Here is an 18,807-nt window from a genome sequence, read left to right as displayed (position 1 = left end):
TTAGTGTTGGTTAAAATTAATATTAAGCAGCACGCCCCAATGTTGCTGCTTTTGGTTAATCATTTTTTCAATGAAGGATGGTGTTGGTCCACCATCCTTTTTACTTTTCTGATATAGTTATTTTTCTCCCATATACATTAAATTTAAAAGGTTCAACGCTCTGTAAAGCACTCAGTACCTGAGCAATATTCTCCCTACTAAAAGTTGCCGTAAAACGGTATTGTTTTAATTGATCATTTTGGATTTGGATATCCACATCATACCAGCGTTCTAATGTCCGGCGAAGCGATTCAAAATCTTGGTCCACGATTTCTAATCTATTTTCACGCCATGCAATATCTGGTATTTCAGCTGTATTGGATTCTATTGTAGGGATGTTCTCTATGGCAATCTCCTTAATCGGTAATTTGCTCGCGGTTGGTTTATTGGTTTTACGAGCGACTGCTATTTCAGCTTGATTCTTAAAGATCGTGATTTTTTGATTCGGCTTGATGACCACAGAATTTTCACGCTGTCCTTTGCTCGTCATTTCAATCGAACCTTCTACAAGCAGTGCTTCTGCTGTAGGTTCATCGGAATAACTCTTCACATTAAATGTTGTTCCCAGGACCTTGATATCAAAATCAGATGCTTGTACCACAAAAGGTTTTTCCTTATTCTTGGCCACCTGAAAATAACCTTCACCCGCAAGCCGCACCACACGCAATTCCTGATTGAAATCTGCCGATAACTCCAGTTTACTAGCAGAGTTTAATGTCACTGTACTTCCGTCACTTAATTCGAAGGTCTTTTTTTCACCATTTTTTGTTTGATAGACCTGGCCAATTGCGCTTATTGGTAATGTCGTATCAACTTTGCCTGGTTGAGCATAATACCAGATACCACCCGATACCAAAGCGACAAATACAGCGGCAATGGCTGCCCATTTAGGCCAGTTAAACCGATAGGACACGCGATGTTCTACTGGAGCATTCTGCAGATCTGTCTTCAATTTTTCCAATTGCTCATTCACAGGTCTACGGTTACCAACCAAGAGTTGAAATAGGCGTTTGGCTTTCAGAATCGTCTCCGCTTGTTCTGGATGATTCAGGCTATATTGTTGCCAGTATAGAATACAGTTTTTATCTTCTCCCGAACAATACTTCTGAAAAGTATCATCAATCAAAAAATCTTCTAACTGTTTATAATCTTTTTGGCTCATTCTTTTGGGTATTTACTCTATAGTGCCCTAAAGCATGGCTTTTTCCTAAGGAAAATTTAAATTATTTTTCAATCAACTGAAAATCAATCAATTATTTTAAATAAAAAATATCAACACACCTACTTTTGCAAACATCGTACGAGCATGTTATTATTGAAGGCTTAAAATAAAAAGCCAGACACAAAACTTAGATATCTTTTAATTCCTCCCTCAGAATCTTTAAAGCATCATAAAGTGTATTGTAGGCAGTTTTCACGGACATCTGCGTAGTTTCAGCTATTTTTTCATAGGAATAGCCCTCAAAAAACTTCAGATTCACCAGCTGTTTCTGACGAAAAGACAACTTCTCCAGCGCCTCCTTCAAACGGATCTGTATAATTTCATTCGTCTGTACTTTGATGACAAACTCCTCATAGGGCATCTCCACCCAATCATCTTCAGCTTTCACATTTTGAAGGGCTGTATTGATTTTATGTTGTTTCTCCAGTAGACGCAGAATACGTCTTTTTAAAAAAGTAATGAGATAGGACTGTACATTTTCTACCCGATCTAGCTGTTCTCTTTTCTCCCAAATTTTAACAAATACCTGATCGGTTGCTTCACTTGCCAAGTCACTGTCGCCACAAGTGCGTATTCCAAAATTGACAAGCTCTTGATAGAGCGCCGCGTATAGATCAAAGAAAGCCGTCTCGTCTCCTGTACGAATACGTTCCCACAATAAGCGGTACCCCATTTTATTTCTCATAATAAAGCATATAATCCGAAAAAAGCCAATAATAAGTCCTCAGTTCCAAAAGTATAAACTTAATCGGTAAAAGGAGAAAGAAACGAAAAATTACATTGAAGCGAAGAACAAAGTAAATCGTTTGAATTGAATATTGTAATTTAGTTCCTTCATTAAGGATATAAAAAGTAAAAACACAACAGCAGTATACAGCCGTTGACTAGATTTAAACTCACATGAAAACTATTTTTGCCATTGTAGGTAGCGCCAGTGCACATTCATCCAATCATCATATTGTAAGTCACCTCCAACAGGAGATTAGTGCCAATATCCATTTCACGCTATTTGACCGTCTTAAAGAACTGCCTCATTTTGATCCTGAAGAAAGCCAGACCCATCCACCAATCGAAATTATTGCACTTCGTCAGGTAATCAACGATGCCGATTTGGTATTGATCAGTAGCCCTGAATATATTTTCAGTGTACCCAGTGGATTAAAAAATCTACTTGAATGGTGCGCCGCAACCACGGTTTTCACCGATAAACCCGTTAGTATCATTACCGCTGCTGCGCAAGGCGAAACAGCGCATATCGAACTACAACGTATCCTGCAGGGACTGGGCGCTCAAATTGATGAAAAACGAAATCTGCTGATACAAGGAGTCAAAGGGAAACTGGATGCCACTGGGGCAATTTGGGACGAACAGCTCAATTTAGAACTAGAAAAGCTGGCAACACAACTTAAAGAAGATTAATACACACTAGGTTCAGCTCCATTTTCATCCAAACCATAAAAATTAGCGCAATCCATAATTTGAAGATTATTATCTTTACGACATGCAAGAACAAATTAATAATCCATTACACGGAAAAAGGCTCGACACGATCATTGAATATTTAGTGGAGTATTATGGTTGGGAAGAGTTGGGACAACGCATATCCATCCGTTGCTTCAATGAGAATCCGAGCGTCAAATCCTCCCTAACTTTCTTAAGGAAAACACCTTGGGCTAGAGAGAAGGTCGAACAGCTCTATGTAAAAACCTTGTTGAAGAAATAAGTTTTTTTCATATTTCATAACGAATAATCTGATTATTAAGCATATCTTTGCCGCCATGAAAAAAATTGCCGACTACCGGAAGTTACTTAACGTAGAGAAATCTGTGGATCTTAAAACCCTAAAATCTACCTACCGGACAATCATGAAAGAATGTCATCCAGATAAATTTGTCAATGATGAAGAAGGTCGTTTGGCTGCAGAGCAAAAAAGTGTGGAAATGATTGAAGCCTACCATTTCCTGGTAAGCATCTGTCCAGAAACATTAGAGCAACAGTTGCCGATCTACACGGAGACAATTACCAATTCTGGCATTCAGGATATTGACTGGAAAGCACAAATATTGACAGTCACTTTTCATGACGGCAGTCAATATGAATATTTCGGTGTTCAGCGGAATGACTATATTAAATTTGTCAACGCAGATTCTTTAGGTCGATTTGCCCGTAGACACATCTTCCATTCTTATCCTTACCGCAATGTATTAAAGACTGCGACAGTTGCTTAAACACTGTTCTTTCTCAGCTATACAAAGATAAACGCCCTCTATCAGATTGATATAGGGCGTTTACGTAAAATGTTAAATGTTTAAAAGCTATCTATAGAACAATGCTATTGCCAAATAGTTTTTAGTTTTATAATTTTAGCATAAGACCTGCCATTCCACCTCCATAAAACGTATTTCGGGTACGGTCTCTCCGCCAAGCTTTCCACAATGTACTACCACCATAAATTGAATTCTCGTCTCTTTCCGCATAGTTCAAGCTGGGAGCCACAAATATAGACATGCGCTCACTTAGTTTAAACGCCGGAATTACCCGCAGCGAGGACTGATGATTATCCAGGCTTTTAAATTTCTCTGTCAGATAATTACGTGTAGCTATTTCCGTACGCAGACTAAACTTGGTCCTATTGATCAATACTGCACCTAAACCTGCTTCAAAGGCATATTTATCCGGTCTGTTGCCATCGAGTGCCCTATTGATCGATAATATACTATAGAGTACACGACCACCTGAACGAAATTGTAATCCGAGATAGCTATCCTCATTGACCGCTACTGAAAGACTCTGCTCACCATTTTTAATAAAATTAAGCAGACCAATGGGATAATCACTACTATCGGCAATATTAACGATACCTGCCACCTGAACTCCGCTTACTTTTTTAGCTTTATTAGCGATGCCTGCTAATTGACTTCCAACAGTCGATTCGCTATTGTTAAGTATGCTAGCAAGCTGTGTCGTTCCTGGAGCCTCATTGGCTAAATTTACAACACCAGCGATTTGAACACCTCTAACCGTATCCGCTTTGTTAAAAACACCCGCTATTTGCAGACCTTTCACTTCCCCGGAAACATGGTTTCCCACACCGGCGATCTGTACCCCACTTACATTTTCTCCTACACCATTGAAGACGCCTGCCACTTGCAAACCTTTCATTTCTCCGAACACACGGTTTCCTACACCGGCAAGTTGTACACCACGCACACTTCCCCCAACGGCATTGAAAACACCGCCCATTTGCAAGCCTTGCATATCATATTGATTAATATTAAATACGCCACCAAGCTCAATACCTTTTACCCCCGCAGTAGATCCACCAATAATGTTTATGGAAAATTTATTCACAATTTGCGATTGTATAAAACCATGTGTACTTAATCCCGGTGTCATCGAAATTTGGTATGGGCTATACAAAAACATCCCGCCCAAATTCATACTTTGGATCTTTTGGGCAGGAGACAGAAATACCCGTCCCCAAAAAGATCGATAAAGACCATGATCTTCTTCATACCCTTCAAAATAGCCATATTCACGCTTCTTCTTATCGCCAATTTGCGCTTCTATCGGAAAAATCACCATAACACTGGTGTCCCGAAAAGCCTCCTTACTAACGTTCACTGCAATGAGATTACTTTTTTTCTTTACGTCCAGCTCAAAGTAGCCATTTCGGTCCGTCAACGTAGACAATAAAGCACTTCGATCAAAGATACTGGCATTGGAAATCGGATTATTAGTCCGAATATTTTTGATATACCCCGCTATAACAACTTTGTTTTTATGAGGTGTCTTCACTTCAAACTCCACCGACATCCGCTGAGGTGTATATTGAATAATAATATGCCGTCCAAGTTCTTTAAAACTATATTCCTTGCCCAAAATCCGATCCAGATAATCATACAAATTCCCTTTGAAGGCTTTAGTATGAATCACACTGTCTGTCTGTAGGATATTTCCATTAAAGGAGAACAATACATCCTGCTGCTCCTTCAACAAACGAAAAACTTCACCTACAGTAGTCTCTGGAAAGGCTGGTATTTGAATCGTTGCAGCGAGCTTTTGCTGTGCCCTTCCCAAATGGAACGAACACAGCATTAAAATTAAGAGATAAAGCTCTACCCTCTTTATAAAAAATAGTATCATGTTGTTTTCTATACAATTTTGTTCTGAAAATATATCTATCTGTTGGCTCACCTCGTCAGATGAATCTCGCTGTCTTTCACATTTACGTTTAATCCAAATGTGCTAGAAATGACTTTCAAAATTTCAGTTAAACTATTTTGTTCGAATTTTGCTGTCAATAATAATTTCTGATCAGCAGGATGGTCAATAATAATCTTATACGCATAAGCTTGATTTAGCAGCTCAACAACACGCTGCAATGGGGTATTCTCAAAATCAAACACACGATCCACATAATATTTATAAAACTGATCCTTGACAGGTTCCTTTCCTACTTTTATTGTATCACTATCCCGGATTGTAATCATTTGTTGTGGTCGCAAAAAGACTTCCTTTTTTGCATAACCGACTTTAACCAATCCTGTAGCAACAATAACTTCCGTCGCATCTGATGTTCGGCGCACATTAAAGCTGGTGCCCAATACCGTAATTTTGGTTTTCCCTGTCTCAATGACAAAGGGATGTTTTTTATCCTTGTGGACCTGGAAAAACACTTCCCCTCTTTTCAATGCCACATTTCTATTATTATTGGTCCACCTGCTTGAATAAGCCAGCTCCGTATTTTTATTTAAGGTAACTACCGAACCATCAGGTAGGGAATCTTGGCGCACTTGCTCCATACTCGAAAGAAACATTTCCTCACGATGAGATTGATCAAACACATAGAATCCTACAGCACAAAAGACCAAGATACTTGCTGCTAACCACCAGCTCCATTGAATTACAGAAGTCTTTTTTTGGGGGATTACCGCAGCTTCTGCCGCTCTTTTATCTCGCACAACTTTGAAGTCAGCCCAAGCCTTATCTACGTTCACATCAGGAACATCCAGGGGTTTGGGCAAACTATCCCACATTTTTTTCATTTTTATGTACTCCTCCTTATTGTTAGCGTCTTCTTCTAACCAATCGTGTATCATGATATTCTCTATTTCATTGGTCTCGCCAATGATATATCTTTCTAACAGTTCCTTATTCATAGCGTATAGATAAGAAAGCAAATAATCAATGTTAAATAATCCATAAGTTCGATACGCAAATGCTTCAGTGCCTTGCTCATATGTCCCTCAACAGTTTTAATCGACAGATCCAGGGTTACTGCGATATCCTTATATTTCATTTCCTGAAAACGGCTTAACTCAAAGACCGTACGGCTTTTTTCAGGTAATTCCGCCAATGCGACCTGTAGCTTTTCGTCCAAATCCCGCGTACTTTCATCAACCGCAGGTACAAAATCCTGCCTATGCAGTTCGTGGGATTGATATTTTAGCTTACGTTGCTCTTTTTTCAGCACATTCATACTTTCATTATAAATAGCCCGATATAAATACGCTTTTAATGAAGTATGTATCTGCTCCTCCCAATCGCGTTCCCAAAGCCGCAAAAACACCTGTTGCACAACCTCTTCCGCCACATCACTATCGCCTAGATACCGGTAGGCATAACGATGTAACTCTTTGTAGTGCGCCCGAAAAAGCTGCTCAAAATTCTTTTCTTTATTTTCCGACATTGATCAAATCTGTCTTATTGTTTAAATAATCCACTTTATTAGTAAGACACCCCAATAGACTATTACCCTTACAAATTTTTCACTTTTTTTAATATCAACTTCGATACATCCGCCATATAATTTCAAATCCCTTATTTATACCTATTCGTAATTCTTTTCGTATAGATGCTCAGGCGAGTACATGACATCCTCCCATCGGCCAATGATATTTACCCAAAAAACTTTATAAAAAGGCTTTTGTGACGACTAAAGGTAAGCCATCTATTTTATAAAATATTTTTTTTCTAAGGGTATATGGATTTTCCATTGTCATAAAGGAAAGAACAACATACAATTGATCACAAAAAATAATTTGACAATGAAAACAACATTCAAAGTAGCCCTGTTGGGATTGACATTATTAGGAATTGCAGGTACTACACAAGCGCAAGATATCACTTATGGTTTACAGGTCGGAAGCAACTATCATATGAGTTCCTTTGGCAACAAGTCTGTCAAAGATAATAATGGCAAAGTCGGCGTATCTGTAGCAGGATTTGCCCGTATTGGAGATCGCATTTTCTTCCAGCCCGGAATCGGTGCTAGTCTGTTGCGTAAAGAATATACCTTCGAAAATGTACAGAAAACACCTAAATTCTATCAAATAAATCTACCATTACAGGTCGGTTATAAATTTTTGGAAAATGGCGACTTCAACCTCCGTGGGCTATTGGGGCCGCAGTTAAACTATGATGTAAAAACAGTGAAGTCCAGCGCAAATACCGATTATAAGAAATTTTCATTTGATGGTAGAGTCGGTATCGGTGTAGATATCAGTCACCTTACATTAGATGCTTATTACAGCCATGGTTTTACGAGTATCGACAAGACCTTAGACGCAAAAAATAAAACAATCGGCATTATGGTCGGTTACAAGTTCTAATCAGCATCTATTAGCGAAGAAAAACGACATTCTAAATCGGATGGCATTTTTTCGTATTTACATTTTATTTTTTGTCAATAATTATTATTTTAGCCCTACCAAAAAATTATTCCAGCTAATCGTCCTATTTAAATACGACTTTCAATCAAATTGGAATAAACGGGATGTAGCGTAGCCCGGTATCGCGCCAGCATGGGGTGCTGGAGGTCGTCGGTTCAAATCCGGCCATCCCGACGAGAGAAGCTCTAACGACCGTTAGAGCTTTTTTGTATCTAAGCCGGAACAAAACCTACTACTCGGCCTGTATGATGTGTTTCGATCTCAAATTAATTCTTTACATTTGCACTATGAAAATGACTGTAATGTTATAATATCCTTTTTCAGCTTAGTTCTTAAGCAAGGCGCTGTGTACTATCCACATAGCGTAGATTTCTATTTTAAAATTTTATTCATTATCTAAACAAATAGGTCAATACGCAATTATTGTCCCTAAATAGGTTATATATCAGAAGAATTATGTCAGAAATACTAAGTAAAAAGGAAATAGAGCAGTTCATTCTTAGTGGCTTTGTTCGCATTGAAAATGCGTTTTCAAAAGAAACAGCGGATGCAGTTTTAGATATCCTATGGAATGACCTTCCCTGTGAAAGGTCTAATCCGCAAACTTGGACCGAACCAGTTATACGCTTGGGTATGTATACTCAACCACCTTTTATCGAATCATTAAATACAAAAAAAATACATTTAATTTTTGATCAATTGGTGGGTAAAGACAGGTGGATACCCTGTCGAAATGTGGGTACGTTCCCTATAAGGTTTCCATCTATCCAGAAACCAAATGATACGGGTAAGCACGTCGACGCAAGTTTCGCTGACCATGACCCGAACAATTATTTTGAGTGGCGCGTCAATGTCAAATCAAAGGGTCGAGCCTTATTAATGCTTGTGTTGTATTCGGACGTAAGCGAAAATGATGCGCCTACGATCATATATGAAGGTTCTCACATTGATGTGGCAAAGCTCTTAGCGAAGGAGGGAGAGTTTGGTCTTTCGTTTATGCAGCTTGCGAATAAGTTGGACGAGCTGCCCAAAAGGAAAGAGGTGTATGCAACGGGTAAAGCAGGTACAGTTTATCTTTGCCATCCGTTTCTAGTCCATTCAGCTCAACCACACAGTGGAACTCTTCCTAAATTTATGGCACAACCGCCCTTGCTGTTGAGGGGGGAATTGGCAATCTCGGATTCCACAGAAGGATATACTCCAGTCGAACAGGCTATCCGTTTAGGATTAGAATAGTCCAGGACATCCTACTAAAAGTGGTCGCAAAAGCAACCACTTTTTATTATTATCACCAGATACGGGCTAAATAATCAACGAATCAGAATAACCGTTGATCCTGTTCAAAATAGATTTTTCGGATCAATACAGGCCAATAACTTGCAAGGGTTCCTTCTTTAATCTGCATGAAAAGATCATGATCCGAAGGAATCATTCCTTTTAAATCATCCTTCTTCGCGGCAGATCCTTCCCCTTTCGACAGCTTTAATTGTTCTTCTGCAAGTTTTCGAAGCATCAGTTCATACCTATTTTTTGAAGGTTTACGCTGGGCAATTTTTTTCAAAAGATCTGGATTTCCCTGATTATTCCCTTGCTGCAAATGCAGTTCAAGCCAGTCGGCCAATATTTCATTTTTTTCATCGGCATAAGGCTCCCCAACGCCCAAATTCATAGGCCATAATCTCGATTCCGCAATTTTCAACTTTGCCTCTTTATATTTTTTTTCAAGGATAAATTGGTAGGCCAACATTAATTTGGTCTGTACATAATACCGATGGCCTTCAGTTGCGCCTTCAAATGGAAGTATGGTCACCTCTTCCAATTCTTTCTCAGCCCGCATGTATTCTTTCCCCAATAACAATGTACGTACCTGTGCCAAGGTTAGTATATAATTCTTCGGAAATTTGCGATGATATGCTGTACTCACCTTAAGGGCTTCTTTATAAGACTGACTATTGTTTAGGAGCTCCACCAAATGTAGCCCATATCGCCATTCTTGTGGTTCCATCAAGGTTGCCTGCTGCATCATCTGTACCGCCAGATCTATACGGCTCGTATCTTGCAAACTTGATTTCAGCGCATAATAGGCGGCAAAATCTGTTGGCTCCTGCGCTACTGCCGACAAAATTTCTCTTGCTTTTTGGGGCTGATTCCTGAAACGATACAATAGTGCAGTCAGATAATCGATCGTCCAACTTTTACTGTTCTCTTTTGCCCATTGGAATACTTGGTTACTTTCTTCTCGAAATGGGAAGACAAAAGCTGGCTTACTTTGCGTTGCCTGATTTAACCATTCCTGACTGATCGACTTATTCGATCGTGTCAGCCAAGCTAGCCAAATTAATGCTTCCGTATTCTTCTGTCCCGAGCGGAGTAGATCGGTGGCCGATTCAAACTCTCCAAGATCAGCATACCATATCGCCAGTTCCATCAGCTTTTCAGCGGCAAACTCTTGCCGGGATGAAAATGTCTTCTTTTCCTCAAATTGGAGAAAGGCATTAAACGGATCATATTGGAGAATTGTCTGACGGGAAAGACGATCTGTTACAGCTCCTTTTTTGTGCTGAACCAACACGTCCATCTGCAAGGCATCTATATTTAGCGGATTGGCAACCACAGCTTTTGCGATATAATCCCCTGCACGTTCATATTGTTTAATCCGATAGTAATATTTGGCCATTTGCACAAAGGAAGCACTTCGCCAAGTTGGATTTAATGAAGCGACTTCAAAACCATCTAAAGCATCGTTATCTTTTTTTAGCTTAATCGCTGCCAAACCATAGTAATAATTTGCCTGTGCTTCATAAGTATCCATAGACAATGCTTGCCGGGCATAGGCATAACATTGCTGATATTCCATTTTAAACCAGGCCAGTTTGGCCATTTCAAGGTAGGTCTGCGAAGTAGCGCCATGCTGGATCAGTTCCTTTAATTTTACTTCCGCAAGCGTATATTGCCTAAAGCGAATGAGATCACGTATCTCCAATAATTTGGTCTGCCCCGTATCTAAGCTTACTTCCGCTGAAATTACAGTAGGTCTATTCAGTTTTGACCAAGATGTATCCGTTCTGAGATTAAAATAATCCTGTCCCAATTTCAGATAGCGAGGTCTTGAGTCGGTTGCTACCATCAAGGATAATTTGGTAGGTTCGCCCAATTGGGCTTCAATAAAACTTCGATTTAATACAGTACCTATGCTATCAAGCACATATATACTATCTTTTAAAGGTCGCTTTGGATCAAGATCCAATAATAGCTTATTGTTCTCACGTTTTATCTGAATTGCTGCTGACAGTTGTATCTCCTTCGGTTTTCCTATCCCTGAAAATGGCATCCAGTATTCCGTCCAACTGTCACTTTGATAAGGAGCAAATCCAAGTTGTTTAAAGGGGGTCTGGCTGCTGGAAGGAACATTTTGATTGAACAGGCGTCCACTTTGGATTTCCACATATTGCCCACTCTGATCAGTCAGTAAATTTTCCCAGATCTTGCCATCTCCAGCCTGCGACCAAAGAAATATCTTTTTCCCTAATTTATCTTCACGGAGGGCATAACGGGCCATTCCATAATTATGATCTGTATAGTAAACCCCGAAAGCATTACTATGCGCGCCCAATACATGATATGATTTAGAACTGCCAAAAGCATTTTCGCTATAGTTAGAAAGATCCCGTCCCTGGCTATCGATAGGCCAGGCATGCGCATCCCCATCATGACCGATATATTGATTTCCGGGATACAAAAACTTCAGATCTTGTCCCGCAGCAACACCCAGATTCATCCAGGTATAATAAGGTTGTTCAACCGCATTGGCATTATACCAAAAGGAGCGTGTAGAAAAATAACCTTTGTCTTTTTCTAATCGGATCTCCAAGGTCCAGTTACTACGGCTCAGCATATCATAAGCGTGGATAAAGCAACTTACGCTTCCATCCGCATTTTCCTGCGTAAGGTAATCGACCGGTGTAGACGTATTGGGCGTGTGTCCAATAACACCATAATTAGCTTCGATACCACCACTCGTCCATGGTCCCCGCATGGCAATATCCCTAAATTTCACAACGCCATTGTTGTAAATATAGTCCCGCTTATTGACCTTATCATAGGCCGACCAAATTTTCCCACCGATCTCTGGCATCACCTGTACCCGAATATAATCGTTTTCCAGGATAACGGTTTTCCAGTCCTTTTCAATAGCCGTATTTGTAAAACCGTCAAAGCGGAAATAAGGATACAACTTTTGAGCTGAAGCTATGGGATCCGGATCCGTAAAGGGATAGGTTACATAACGTTTCTTAAGCTCAGAAACCTTTGCCGGATGCTGTGCAAAAACTCCGAGCACACAGCTGCCCATTGCCCATAACATAATCCACTTTTTCATTGGCATTTTAATTTAAAAATTTCACAATTTTAATGGCATTCCCCAAATCGTTGATTTGTCCGATCTGATTAAATCCGTCATGTAAGCCATTAACTTCACCGAACTTCAACATAAATGAATCTATCATAGGTTATTTGCATCTTTGCATCAACAAAAAGCCTATGATAAATTGCATCTTGTAGCAATATCGTACTGCTATTCAATAATCAACAAAAGTCCTTTATTCTTTGCTACCGGAATCGCATCGCCTAATTTATACTGCGCTCCCTTTTGAAAATTAGGGATTAATGGTGCGGATAATTTTGCCTTTCCAGAATCAATCCCCAATTTTCCCCAGTCAATGGCCAATTTTACATCCACATCACCATCCGCCCAGCTAGCGATAGCTACCATCGCCTTGCCCGCACGGCTATAAACAGTTGTAAGAACCTTATCATGATCGGTTTTAACAGGAATATTTGGCGACCAATAGCCTATCATTTTACTCCCTTTGATGCCAAATTGATCCCACGCTCTCCATAGATCAGCAGGTGTCAATTTTTGGTAAGGCATCCTATTGGTCATGCCATAGAGCATACCTCGCCAAGGATTTCCACCATCCTGTAGCATTTCACCCATTAAACCAAACGGAATGCCGCTCACCTCGGTAAGGAAAAAATCGGGTTGGTTATTCTCGTAGTCAAAGTATTCACCAAACCATAATCTATTGATGTACGGAAAATGCTCCAGATACAGATTCGCGCTATTATTGAATCCATCACTTTTATTATATTGATTTGCCGAATGCAAATCGATCAGACCAGGTTTGCCATTTTTTGTCAGTACACGTTTTATTCTTTTCATGGTTACCCGATCAAAGGCAACATCATCCAAATAAATCCCATCGATACCGATATGATCTACCAGCCAATTCATGCCTTCGACGTAATAATTGTGCCATCTATTCATTCCACTATTGATAATAGCCGCGTCTTTAAATTGGGGAACATACCATGCAGCGATATAATTTTTACCCACATGCTCCTGCAACCAGGAATATCCGCCTCCTTTTCCAGGTGAAAACACCTCGGTGCCCAGGCTACGCAATGGATAGAGCTCATAAACCCGATTTGAAACCTCACGAACGGTATTGTAGATCTTGACCTTTAAACCCTTATCATGTGCCTGATCGATATATTGCTTCATTTCTTTTGTCGCAATAAACGGATAATTGATATATGGATTTATTTCATTTCCATGATGGATATTGATAACATTAGATCCACTTGCAACAACAGAATCAACGGGTTTATAGGCATGGTAATACCGTTCATTCCATTGCGCTTCCGTATTGATCGGGTGAAAAGGGGTAATTAGCAGGTTAAAATTGTAATAAAGCACATCGCCTTTTTTGAGTTCACGGGCTCCGCTGTAACTATTGATCAAAACCGATTTTCCTTTCAGGCCAATATCAATTCCCCCTTTATTTTCATTACCCCAGGACTGTGGCAGCACAAGAGGCTTTTGAAGATAAAAATTCGTATTGAGCGGACGGGAATAATGCTCGTCACGGAGTGAAAACTGGAGTGCGGCATCTACAGCACCTATCCAGCCACCATCCTGATTTTTATGAGCTACATCCCATTTCCAGGTAAGCTGTTCGGGCCTCTTTCCTCCCTTTTGCCCAAGTCCCATAAAATAATCCGTCTTATCGGGCATCATCGGGATATGCATCGTGGCATCTTTTAATGACAGGTCCTTCAGCGCCGTCAGCTTGACCACATAATGCATATAGCCATCAAATTCCAATTTACCCTCTACTTCCATTGTCAGATCGGAAGACTCATTTTTGGCCGTCCAACTATATTCACCGTCACTTTTGGTTTCAAATCGGATCCCGATTGGTTTAAGTTGAATTTCCTTTCCATCTGAAGCACTATAAAAATGAAAATGAAGCGGTTCAAATAAGAGGTTATTCGCCTTGGATGATATTTCAGTCAATTCGGGTGTAAAAAACGTGCTGATCTGTTTTGGAAAACCACTCGCATGGAGTTTCACTTCGCGGCCTAAAATATGCAAGGTAGAATCTGCTTTTAATTCAATAGCTGTATAAGGCGCGACCACTGTATTTTTTTGAGCCAATGTCGAATTGAGCCATGGTAGTCGCGTCATTTTCCATGGTTGATCAACACCGGATATATCACCTGAAGCATCTGAAACCCTTATTTCCACATTGACCTGTTTCGCTACTGCATTTTTTGGTTTTACGGTAACCACGCCATGGTAAGTTCCGCTTGCAGTGACCTCCGGAATCTGTATACCACACCACAGAGCCTGAACCTTATCTTTTGGTATATCAACCTGGAGTGCCATTGCTTTTCCGGTATAATCCGTACCTTGGGTATTGATACAATTCAGGCTATTCGCGGGAATAATAGCCCCATCACTTGCTTTAAAATCCGAGAAAGAAATTTGGATTTCATGGAGGTCCTGCTTTGGAGACCATACCCCAAGTTGAAATGCATAAAATTCACCTTTCTGCCCTGTGCCCTGCAACTTAGTCATGGCTTTACCTTTCATAAGCCAGCGTTGCGGAAGATCGCTTTCCATTTTAATCGGAAACTCCCGCAATTCAGGAAAAAGATAATAAGCGGCATTCGCATTTCTATTCACAAAGCCTCGCACTTCTTCGGCACTCGCGATCAGTTCCATCGGATCATTACTATTGTATTTATCTACGGCATCAAAGCGTGCAACAGTAACTCCTTTTGAGTTCCCTGCCGCATGCTGTGCTACTTTCGCTGGTGCTGAAACGGCATTTTTAAGATAAATTGCATCCGGATAATTGCGGCTGCGGCCACCCATCTGATACGGTAAATAATAGACATAGTAAACGCCCTTCCCGGAAATTGGCTTAAACCGTAGTCCACCAGATTCCGTATTCATCCAAAGATAAGAGCTGGGTGCGATCTGCTTATTGCTGGCACTGTCGACGATAATAACTTGCTGATTTGCCTCAACCCAGCGATTTCGCCACGGAATAGTAACCTGCACCTCCTTCTGATCCGTGTTTACCTGCAGCACTGCACGATGATTACCCAGCTGGTCCGCATCCCACTTTTGTGTTTCCGGAGGATAGGTCAATTGCGCCCGGGCCGAGTTTGCGCATAAGGATACGGCAAGGATAATTGCCAGCTTATAAGAGGCTGTTCTTTTTTTCATGCGAATAGTATTTATTCAAAATATTTTTGTCTTTACCAAGCTTTTCCATAAGCCTGATACGATTTACAAGCTGCACTGCTTCCCCAACATGAGTCTATAGTGCAGCTACTTTTATTGGTCAATAAGAGGACTAAAATTAAGTTTTATTCCTAACATCTTAACTTAGTTTTGCCTGTATTTATGCCAGGTTTCCTCAGGCACATAAATAGCGCGATACGGAATAAAATAAGCGTTTAATTCCCAAAGAACTTTCCCCATTTTATCCGTCACCAGTACACTACCTGTTTTTGAGCTAGTCTGCAGTAAATTACCATTATCCAGTTCATAGGCACTGCCCATTCTTGCTGTAAACTGCTTTTTCGGAATTGGGGCCGCATAAGCTACTGTTGCCGTTTTATTCTTTTGATCAAGCCTAAAAGCGATCGCCCGAGATTGCTTATTGGCTGTTGTGCTGTCACGCGGAGAAAAATCACCATTGTCAAAAAGCAACAGCTCACCAGTTTTTGTGATATGCGGTGCATGCTGGAAATAAAATAGTTCCTGGTCCTTTAATTTATAATCGCCACCCTTTCCCAATTTCCAGAGAATATCACCAGTTTTAGCATCAATTTTCCAGACCTGATTTTCAATTGGTGAAGAAGTCAAATAATTGTTGTCACGATCGAAGGAAATGGTATTAAAATGAAATCGGTCATGCTTCAGGCTGTCTAATTTTTTATCCTGCTGAATATCCCATTTTTCCCAGGGAGACCATTTCTTCAAGATATTACCTTTTATATCCATCGTCAAAATAGCATCGCCCCAAAGGGTATCTTTTGGATGGTTGGGCCGATCGTCGATCCTAAAATCCCGCACGATACCGACAATATTATTATTGTGATCCATCTGCACGTCATGGTGCATGATGATCCCTTTTTTATCCAAATCGATACGTGCTATTTCTTTACCCGTAAGATCAATTTCAACAAGTACAGTCCCACCGACAAATCCGATACGACCACTTCTTAAATAATAACTTGCATTGGTCGATTTCTTGCTTGGCTGATTGGGTTTGTTGAATTCATCTTTACTCGCTGGAGCCAATAAGGCAAGGATAGTACCCCTTGGGGTCAAAGAGGCAAGACGCACGCCCAGCTTTTCGTCCTGCCAATACCAACGAATCGTCCCCTTGCCGTCCACCATGGCCATGTAGCCCGGAAATCCGCGATAACATAATAATACCATACCATTACCTAGGGCCTTTTCATCATGCGGATGATCGGCCTTGATCCAGTCGTGCACCATCCATGGCGATTGCGCTCTTGTTTTAAAAGATTGTTCGCTGGATTTTATGGGAATAATCCGGTCTATGATAACCCTAAATTTATAGCTTGTATTTGGTTCAAGCGTCATTAACGGAATGTTATGCTGAACAGCAGCATTTGAAACAGTTGTTTTATAAGACTGTTTATCCCCCTCTTTCCAATACTCCACATACACGGCTTCTGCCTTATTTAGTTTCACCTGAATAGCAGCGTTGAGCGGCAAATTATTGGGTGAGCTCACCTCAATATTTTCAATGTCAACCTGATGTGCATAATAATAGTAAGCAGCAAATACTGCTATAGCCACCACAATCAGTGCAATAATTGCTTTAATTGGTTTCATCTTTAAATAATTTCAATTCCACTGGTCTATCAAACAAAGCGCATTACCGACTATAATGCGCTTTAGTTTGGGTTATTTAGGCAATCGCGATGGATTGGCTGTCGTCATTTCTTGATGCAAACGTGCTTCTTCCAATGGATAAGGGAAATAGCGCATGGCTTCAGTGACATTTTCTTTCAGTCCGCGGCCTTTCAGATAAGCATTGCTTACTTTTTCATAGCGGCCCAGGCGGATCAGATCCTGACGTCTTTTGTATTCAAAGACAAGCTCAAAACCACGTTCGTCAACAAGCGCATCGATCATAGCCTCCTTACTTGCAGGACTGGGGAAATCAGGATGCTTACCATATTCAGGTGCTCCAGCTCTCTTCCGGACTTCATTGATATAAGGCAATGCTGCCGCGGGTCCGTTCAGTGCATTTTCAATCTCAGCCTTGCACAAAATAACATCCGCCAAACGGAGAACCTGAATCGTGCGCCCATCCAGATAGGAGTTATTGACCATATCATAAGAATACTTTTTCGTCGCCACATTTTGCAGGAATTTTACGGTATCACTTGGTGGAGTAGTCTGTCCTTTAGCAGGCAACATGTAAAAAAATCCATACTTTGTATTCTTGTCCCGTGCAGCCTTTCCGGTGTAATTATAATAGAAAAACTTTTTACGCGGATCGAGATCACTATATTTTCGCCAAAAATCAAGGGAAACACCATAGTACTGCCATCTATCCGGTACTTCAGGATTGTCGGTCGGACCAAAGTGATTAGTAATCTCGCCTCCATTTAATGTAGGCTCATGCAAGATGCCAAATATCAGCCCCATATCCATTTTATTATTGTCGGACCATTCCTTCTTAAAATCTGGATTCAGCGTGTATACACCTTTATCACATAACGCTAAAACCTGATCGATATACGTTTTTGCTTTTTCATAATTGTGCGAACGCATATACATCTTTCCCATTAAGGTCAACGCGGCACCTTTTGTAGCACGGCCAATGCCCAGTTCGTCCGACCATTTCTCCGGCAAGTTATCGATTGCATACTGACAATCTTCAGCAATCTGTGCATCAATTTTCTCTACAGCAACCAAGGGTTCATTGTAGCTTTCCGTCGGATTCTTGACTGTCGTTATCAGTGGTACCGGTCCCCAGGCATCTGTAAGATCCATATAAGATAATGACCGCAAGAACCTGGCCTGGGCGATAATTTTCTTCTTGCGATCGTCGGGAATAGTTACACTCTCAATACGATCAATCAACATATTGGCATTGCTGATCACCTGGTACATATTCTGATAATTAAATTTAAAATACCTGTTATTATCATCATAGGTAAAGTTGCTCATCCGTGTAGGATCACCTGCCGCGGTAGAAAAGCCTATATCTGTTGCATAATCGGTGATCATCACCAGATAACCCGCATAGTATAAATAGGCATCCCCCGGATAAGGCGATAAACTCGTATAGACACCCGTCAGGGCCGCATTGATATCACTTTCTGTTGAGTAGGCATTTTTTGTCGTCAGATCACTGTATAATTTAGGGTCCAGCTTGGTACAGCTATTCAAGCTGAGGCCCAAAACAATGGCCAAACCTGCCATACCCAAGATATATTTGATATTATTTTTAAACGTCTTCATGTCAT

Annotated in this window: 14 protein-coding genes and 1 tRNA gene; 6 read left to right on the top strand and 9 right to left on the bottom strand. The window is 40.5% G+C overall.

Going from position 1 to position 18,807, the window contains the following annotated elements:
• Positions 1 to 100: 100 nt before the first annotated feature.
• Both B4N43_RS01940 and B4N43_RS01935 read right to left on the bottom strand, forming a co-directional pair.
• Entirely contained in the window at positions 101 to 1,201 is a 1,101-nt protein-coding gene (locus B4N43_RS01940; RefSeq protein WP_075991651.1) for a FecR family protein, read from the bottom strand.
• Between the two features lie 187 nt (positions 1,202 to 1,388).
• Complete coding sequence (locus tag B4N43_RS01935) at positions 1,389 to 1,946, bottom strand: RNA polymerase sigma factor (protein WP_075991650.1); 558 nt, start codon at positions 1,944 to 1,946, stop codon at positions 1,389 to 1,391.
• Between the two features lie 215 nt (positions 1,947 to 2,161).
• Between B4N43_RS01935 and B4N43_RS01930 the strand changes: the two genes are divergently transcribed.
• The 3 genes from B4N43_RS01930 to B4N43_RS01920 all read left to right on the top strand — a co-directional run bounded on the left by B4N43_RS01930 (position 2,162) and on the right by B4N43_RS01920 (position 3,489).
• Positions 2,162 to 2,680 carry an NADPH-dependent FMN reductase gene (locus B4N43_RS01930; RefSeq protein WP_075991649.1) on the top strand — a complete coding sequence of 173 codons (519 nt, stop codon included), beginning with the start codon at positions 2,162 to 2,164 and terminating at the stop codon, positions 2,678 to 2,680.
• An 82-nt stretch (positions 2,681 to 2,762) separates the two neighbouring features.
• Positions 2,763 to 2,984 (top strand): VF530 family DNA-binding protein, encoded by a 222-nt coding sequence (locus B4N43_RS01925; protein WP_046674232.1) that lies wholly within the window; start codon positions 2,763 to 2,765, stop codon positions 2,982 to 2,984.
• A gap of 55 nt (positions 2,985 to 3,039) precedes the next feature.
• Complete coding sequence (locus tag B4N43_RS01920) at positions 3,040 to 3,489, top strand: KTSC domain-containing protein (RefSeq protein ID WP_088160655.1); 450 nt, start codon at positions 3,040 to 3,042, stop codon at positions 3,487 to 3,489.
• A 127-nt stretch (positions 3,490 to 3,616) separates the two neighbouring features.
• Here B4N43_RS01920 and B4N43_RS01915 read toward each other — a convergent pair whose 3' ends face one another.
• From B4N43_RS01915 to B4N43_RS01905, 3 genes are read right to left on the bottom strand one after another with little or no spacing between them, the layout of a single operon-like run.
• A complete protein-coding gene (locus B4N43_RS01915) occupies positions 3,617 to 5,407 on the bottom strand; it encodes a carboxypeptidase-like regulatory domain-containing protein (protein WP_145327596.1) in 1,791 nt (596 codons plus the stop codon).
• 47 nt (positions 5,408 to 5,454) lie between these two features.
• Positions 5,455 to 6,423, bottom strand: coding sequence for a FecR family protein (locus B4N43_RS01910; protein WP_088160653.1), 969 nt, complete (start codon positions 6,421 to 6,423; stop codon positions 5,455 to 5,457).
• A complete protein-coding gene (locus B4N43_RS01905; RefSeq protein WP_075991645.1) occupies positions 6,420 to 6,953 on the bottom strand; it encodes an RNA polymerase sigma-70 factor in 534 nt (177 codons plus the stop codon). The genes B4N43_RS01910 and B4N43_RS01905 overlap by 4 nt, the downstream gene beginning before the upstream one ends.
• A gap of 358 nt (positions 6,954 to 7,311) precedes the next feature.
• On the opposite strand from B4N43_RS01905, the gene B4N43_RS01900 reads away from it, so the two are divergent.
• From B4N43_RS01900 to B4N43_RS01890, 3 genes are all read left to right on the top strand, one after another.
• Entirely contained in the window at positions 7,312 to 7,875 is a 564-nt protein-coding gene (locus tag B4N43_RS01900) for a porin family protein (protein ID WP_075991644.1), read from the top strand.
• A 160-nt stretch (positions 7,876 to 8,035) separates the two neighbouring features.
• Positions 8,036 to 8,109: transfer RNA gene (locus B4N43_RS01895), tRNA-Pro, on the top strand.
• 282 nt (positions 8,110 to 8,391) lie between these two features.
• On the top strand, positions 8,392 to 9,171 hold the full coding sequence (locus tag B4N43_RS01890) for a phytanoyl-CoA dioxygenase family protein (RefSeq protein WP_286732466.1): 780 nt from the start codon (positions 8,392 to 8,394) through the stop codon (positions 9,169 to 9,171).
• An 82-nt stretch (positions 9,172 to 9,253) separates the two neighbouring features.
• Here B4N43_RS01890 and B4N43_RS01885 read toward each other — a convergent pair whose 3' ends face one another.
• From B4N43_RS01885 to B4N43_RS01870, 4 genes are all read right to left on the bottom strand, one after another.
• On the bottom strand, positions 9,254 to 12,313 hold the full coding sequence (locus B4N43_RS01885; protein WP_286732465.1) for a DUF5107 domain-containing protein: 3,060 nt from the start codon (positions 12,311 to 12,313) through the stop codon (positions 9,254 to 9,256).
• 195 nt (positions 12,314 to 12,508) lie between these two features.
• On the bottom strand, positions 12,509 to 15,514 hold the full coding sequence (locus B4N43_RS01880; RefSeq protein ID WP_286732463.1) for a glycoside hydrolase domain-containing protein: 3,006 nt from the start codon (positions 15,512 to 15,514) through the stop codon (positions 12,509 to 12,511).
• A 162-nt stretch (positions 15,515 to 15,676) separates the two neighbouring features.
• Positions 15,677 to 17,161, bottom strand: coding sequence for an aryl-sulfate sulfotransferase (locus B4N43_RS01875; RefSeq protein WP_286732462.1), 1,485 nt, complete (start codon positions 17,159 to 17,161; stop codon positions 15,677 to 15,679).
• A gap of 72 nt (positions 17,162 to 17,233) precedes the next feature.
• Positions 17,234 to 18,802, bottom strand: coding sequence for a RagB/SusD family nutrient uptake outer membrane protein (locus B4N43_RS01870; protein ID WP_286732460.1), 1,569 nt, complete (start codon positions 18,800 to 18,802; stop codon positions 17,234 to 17,236).
• Positions 18,803 to 18,807: the final 5 nt, after the last annotated feature.

The organism is Sphingobacterium sp. UBA1897 (assembly GCF_002337775.1).
Classification (GTDB): Bacteria; Bacteroidota; Bacteroidia; order Sphingobacteriales; family Sphingobacteriaceae; genus Sphingobacterium; species Sphingobacterium siyangense.
The sequence above is the reverse complement of the archived record's forward strand: the minus strand, read 5'-3'. Positions and strand labels throughout refer to the sequence as shown.

Coding starts and splice junctions, on each gene's coding strand:
- B4N43_RS01890 (WP_286732466.1), top strand. CDS start 8,392: ATGTCAGAAATACTAAGTAAAAAGGAAATAGAGCAGTTCATTCTTAGT.
- B4N43_RS01870 (WP_286732460.1), bottom strand. CDS start 18,802: ATGAAGACGTTTAAAAATAATATCAAATATATCTTGGGTATGGCAGGT.
- B4N43_RS01900 (WP_075991644.1), top strand. CDS start 7,312: ATGAAAACAACATTCAAAGTAGCCCTGTTGGGATTGACATTATTAGGA.
- B4N43_RS01885 (WP_286732465.1), bottom strand. CDS start 12,313: ATGAAAAAGTGGATTATGTTATGGGCAATGGGCAGCTGTGTGCTCGGA.
- B4N43_RS01910 (WP_088160653.1), bottom strand. CDS start 6,423: ATGAATAAGGAACTGTTAGAAAGATATATCATTGGCGAGACCAATGAA.
- B4N43_RS01930 (WP_075991649.1), top strand. CDS start 2,162: ATGAAAACTATTTTTGCCATTGTAGGTAGCGCCAGTGCACATTCATCC.
- B4N43_RS01915 (WP_145327596.1), bottom strand. CDS start 5,407: ATGATACTATTTTTTATAAAGAGGGTAGAGCTTTATCTCTTAATTTTA.
- B4N43_RS01935 (WP_075991650.1), bottom strand. CDS start 1,946: ATGAGAAATAAAATGGGGTACCGCTTATTGTGGGAACGTATTCGTACA.
- B4N43_RS01875 (WP_286732462.1), bottom strand. CDS start 17,161: ATGAAACCAATTAAAGCAATTATTGCACTGATTGTGGTGGCTATAGCA.
- B4N43_RS01925 (WP_046674232.1), top strand. CDS start 2,763: ATGCAAGAACAAATTAATAATCCATTACACGGAAAAAGGCTCGACACG.
- B4N43_RS01940 (WP_075991651.1), bottom strand. CDS start 1,201: ATGAGCCAAAAAGATTATAAACAGTTAGAAGATTTTTTGATTGATGAT.
- B4N43_RS01905 (WP_075991645.1), bottom strand. CDS start 6,953: ATGTCGGAAAATAAAGAAAAGAATTTTGAGCAGCTTTTTCGGGCGCAC.
- B4N43_RS01880 (WP_286732463.1), bottom strand. CDS start 15,514: ATGAAAAAAAGAACAGCCTCTTATAAGCTGGCAATTATCCTTGCCGTA.
- B4N43_RS01920 (WP_088160655.1), top strand. CDS start 3,040: ATGAAAAAAATTGCCGACTACCGGAAGTTACTTAACGTAGAGAAATCT.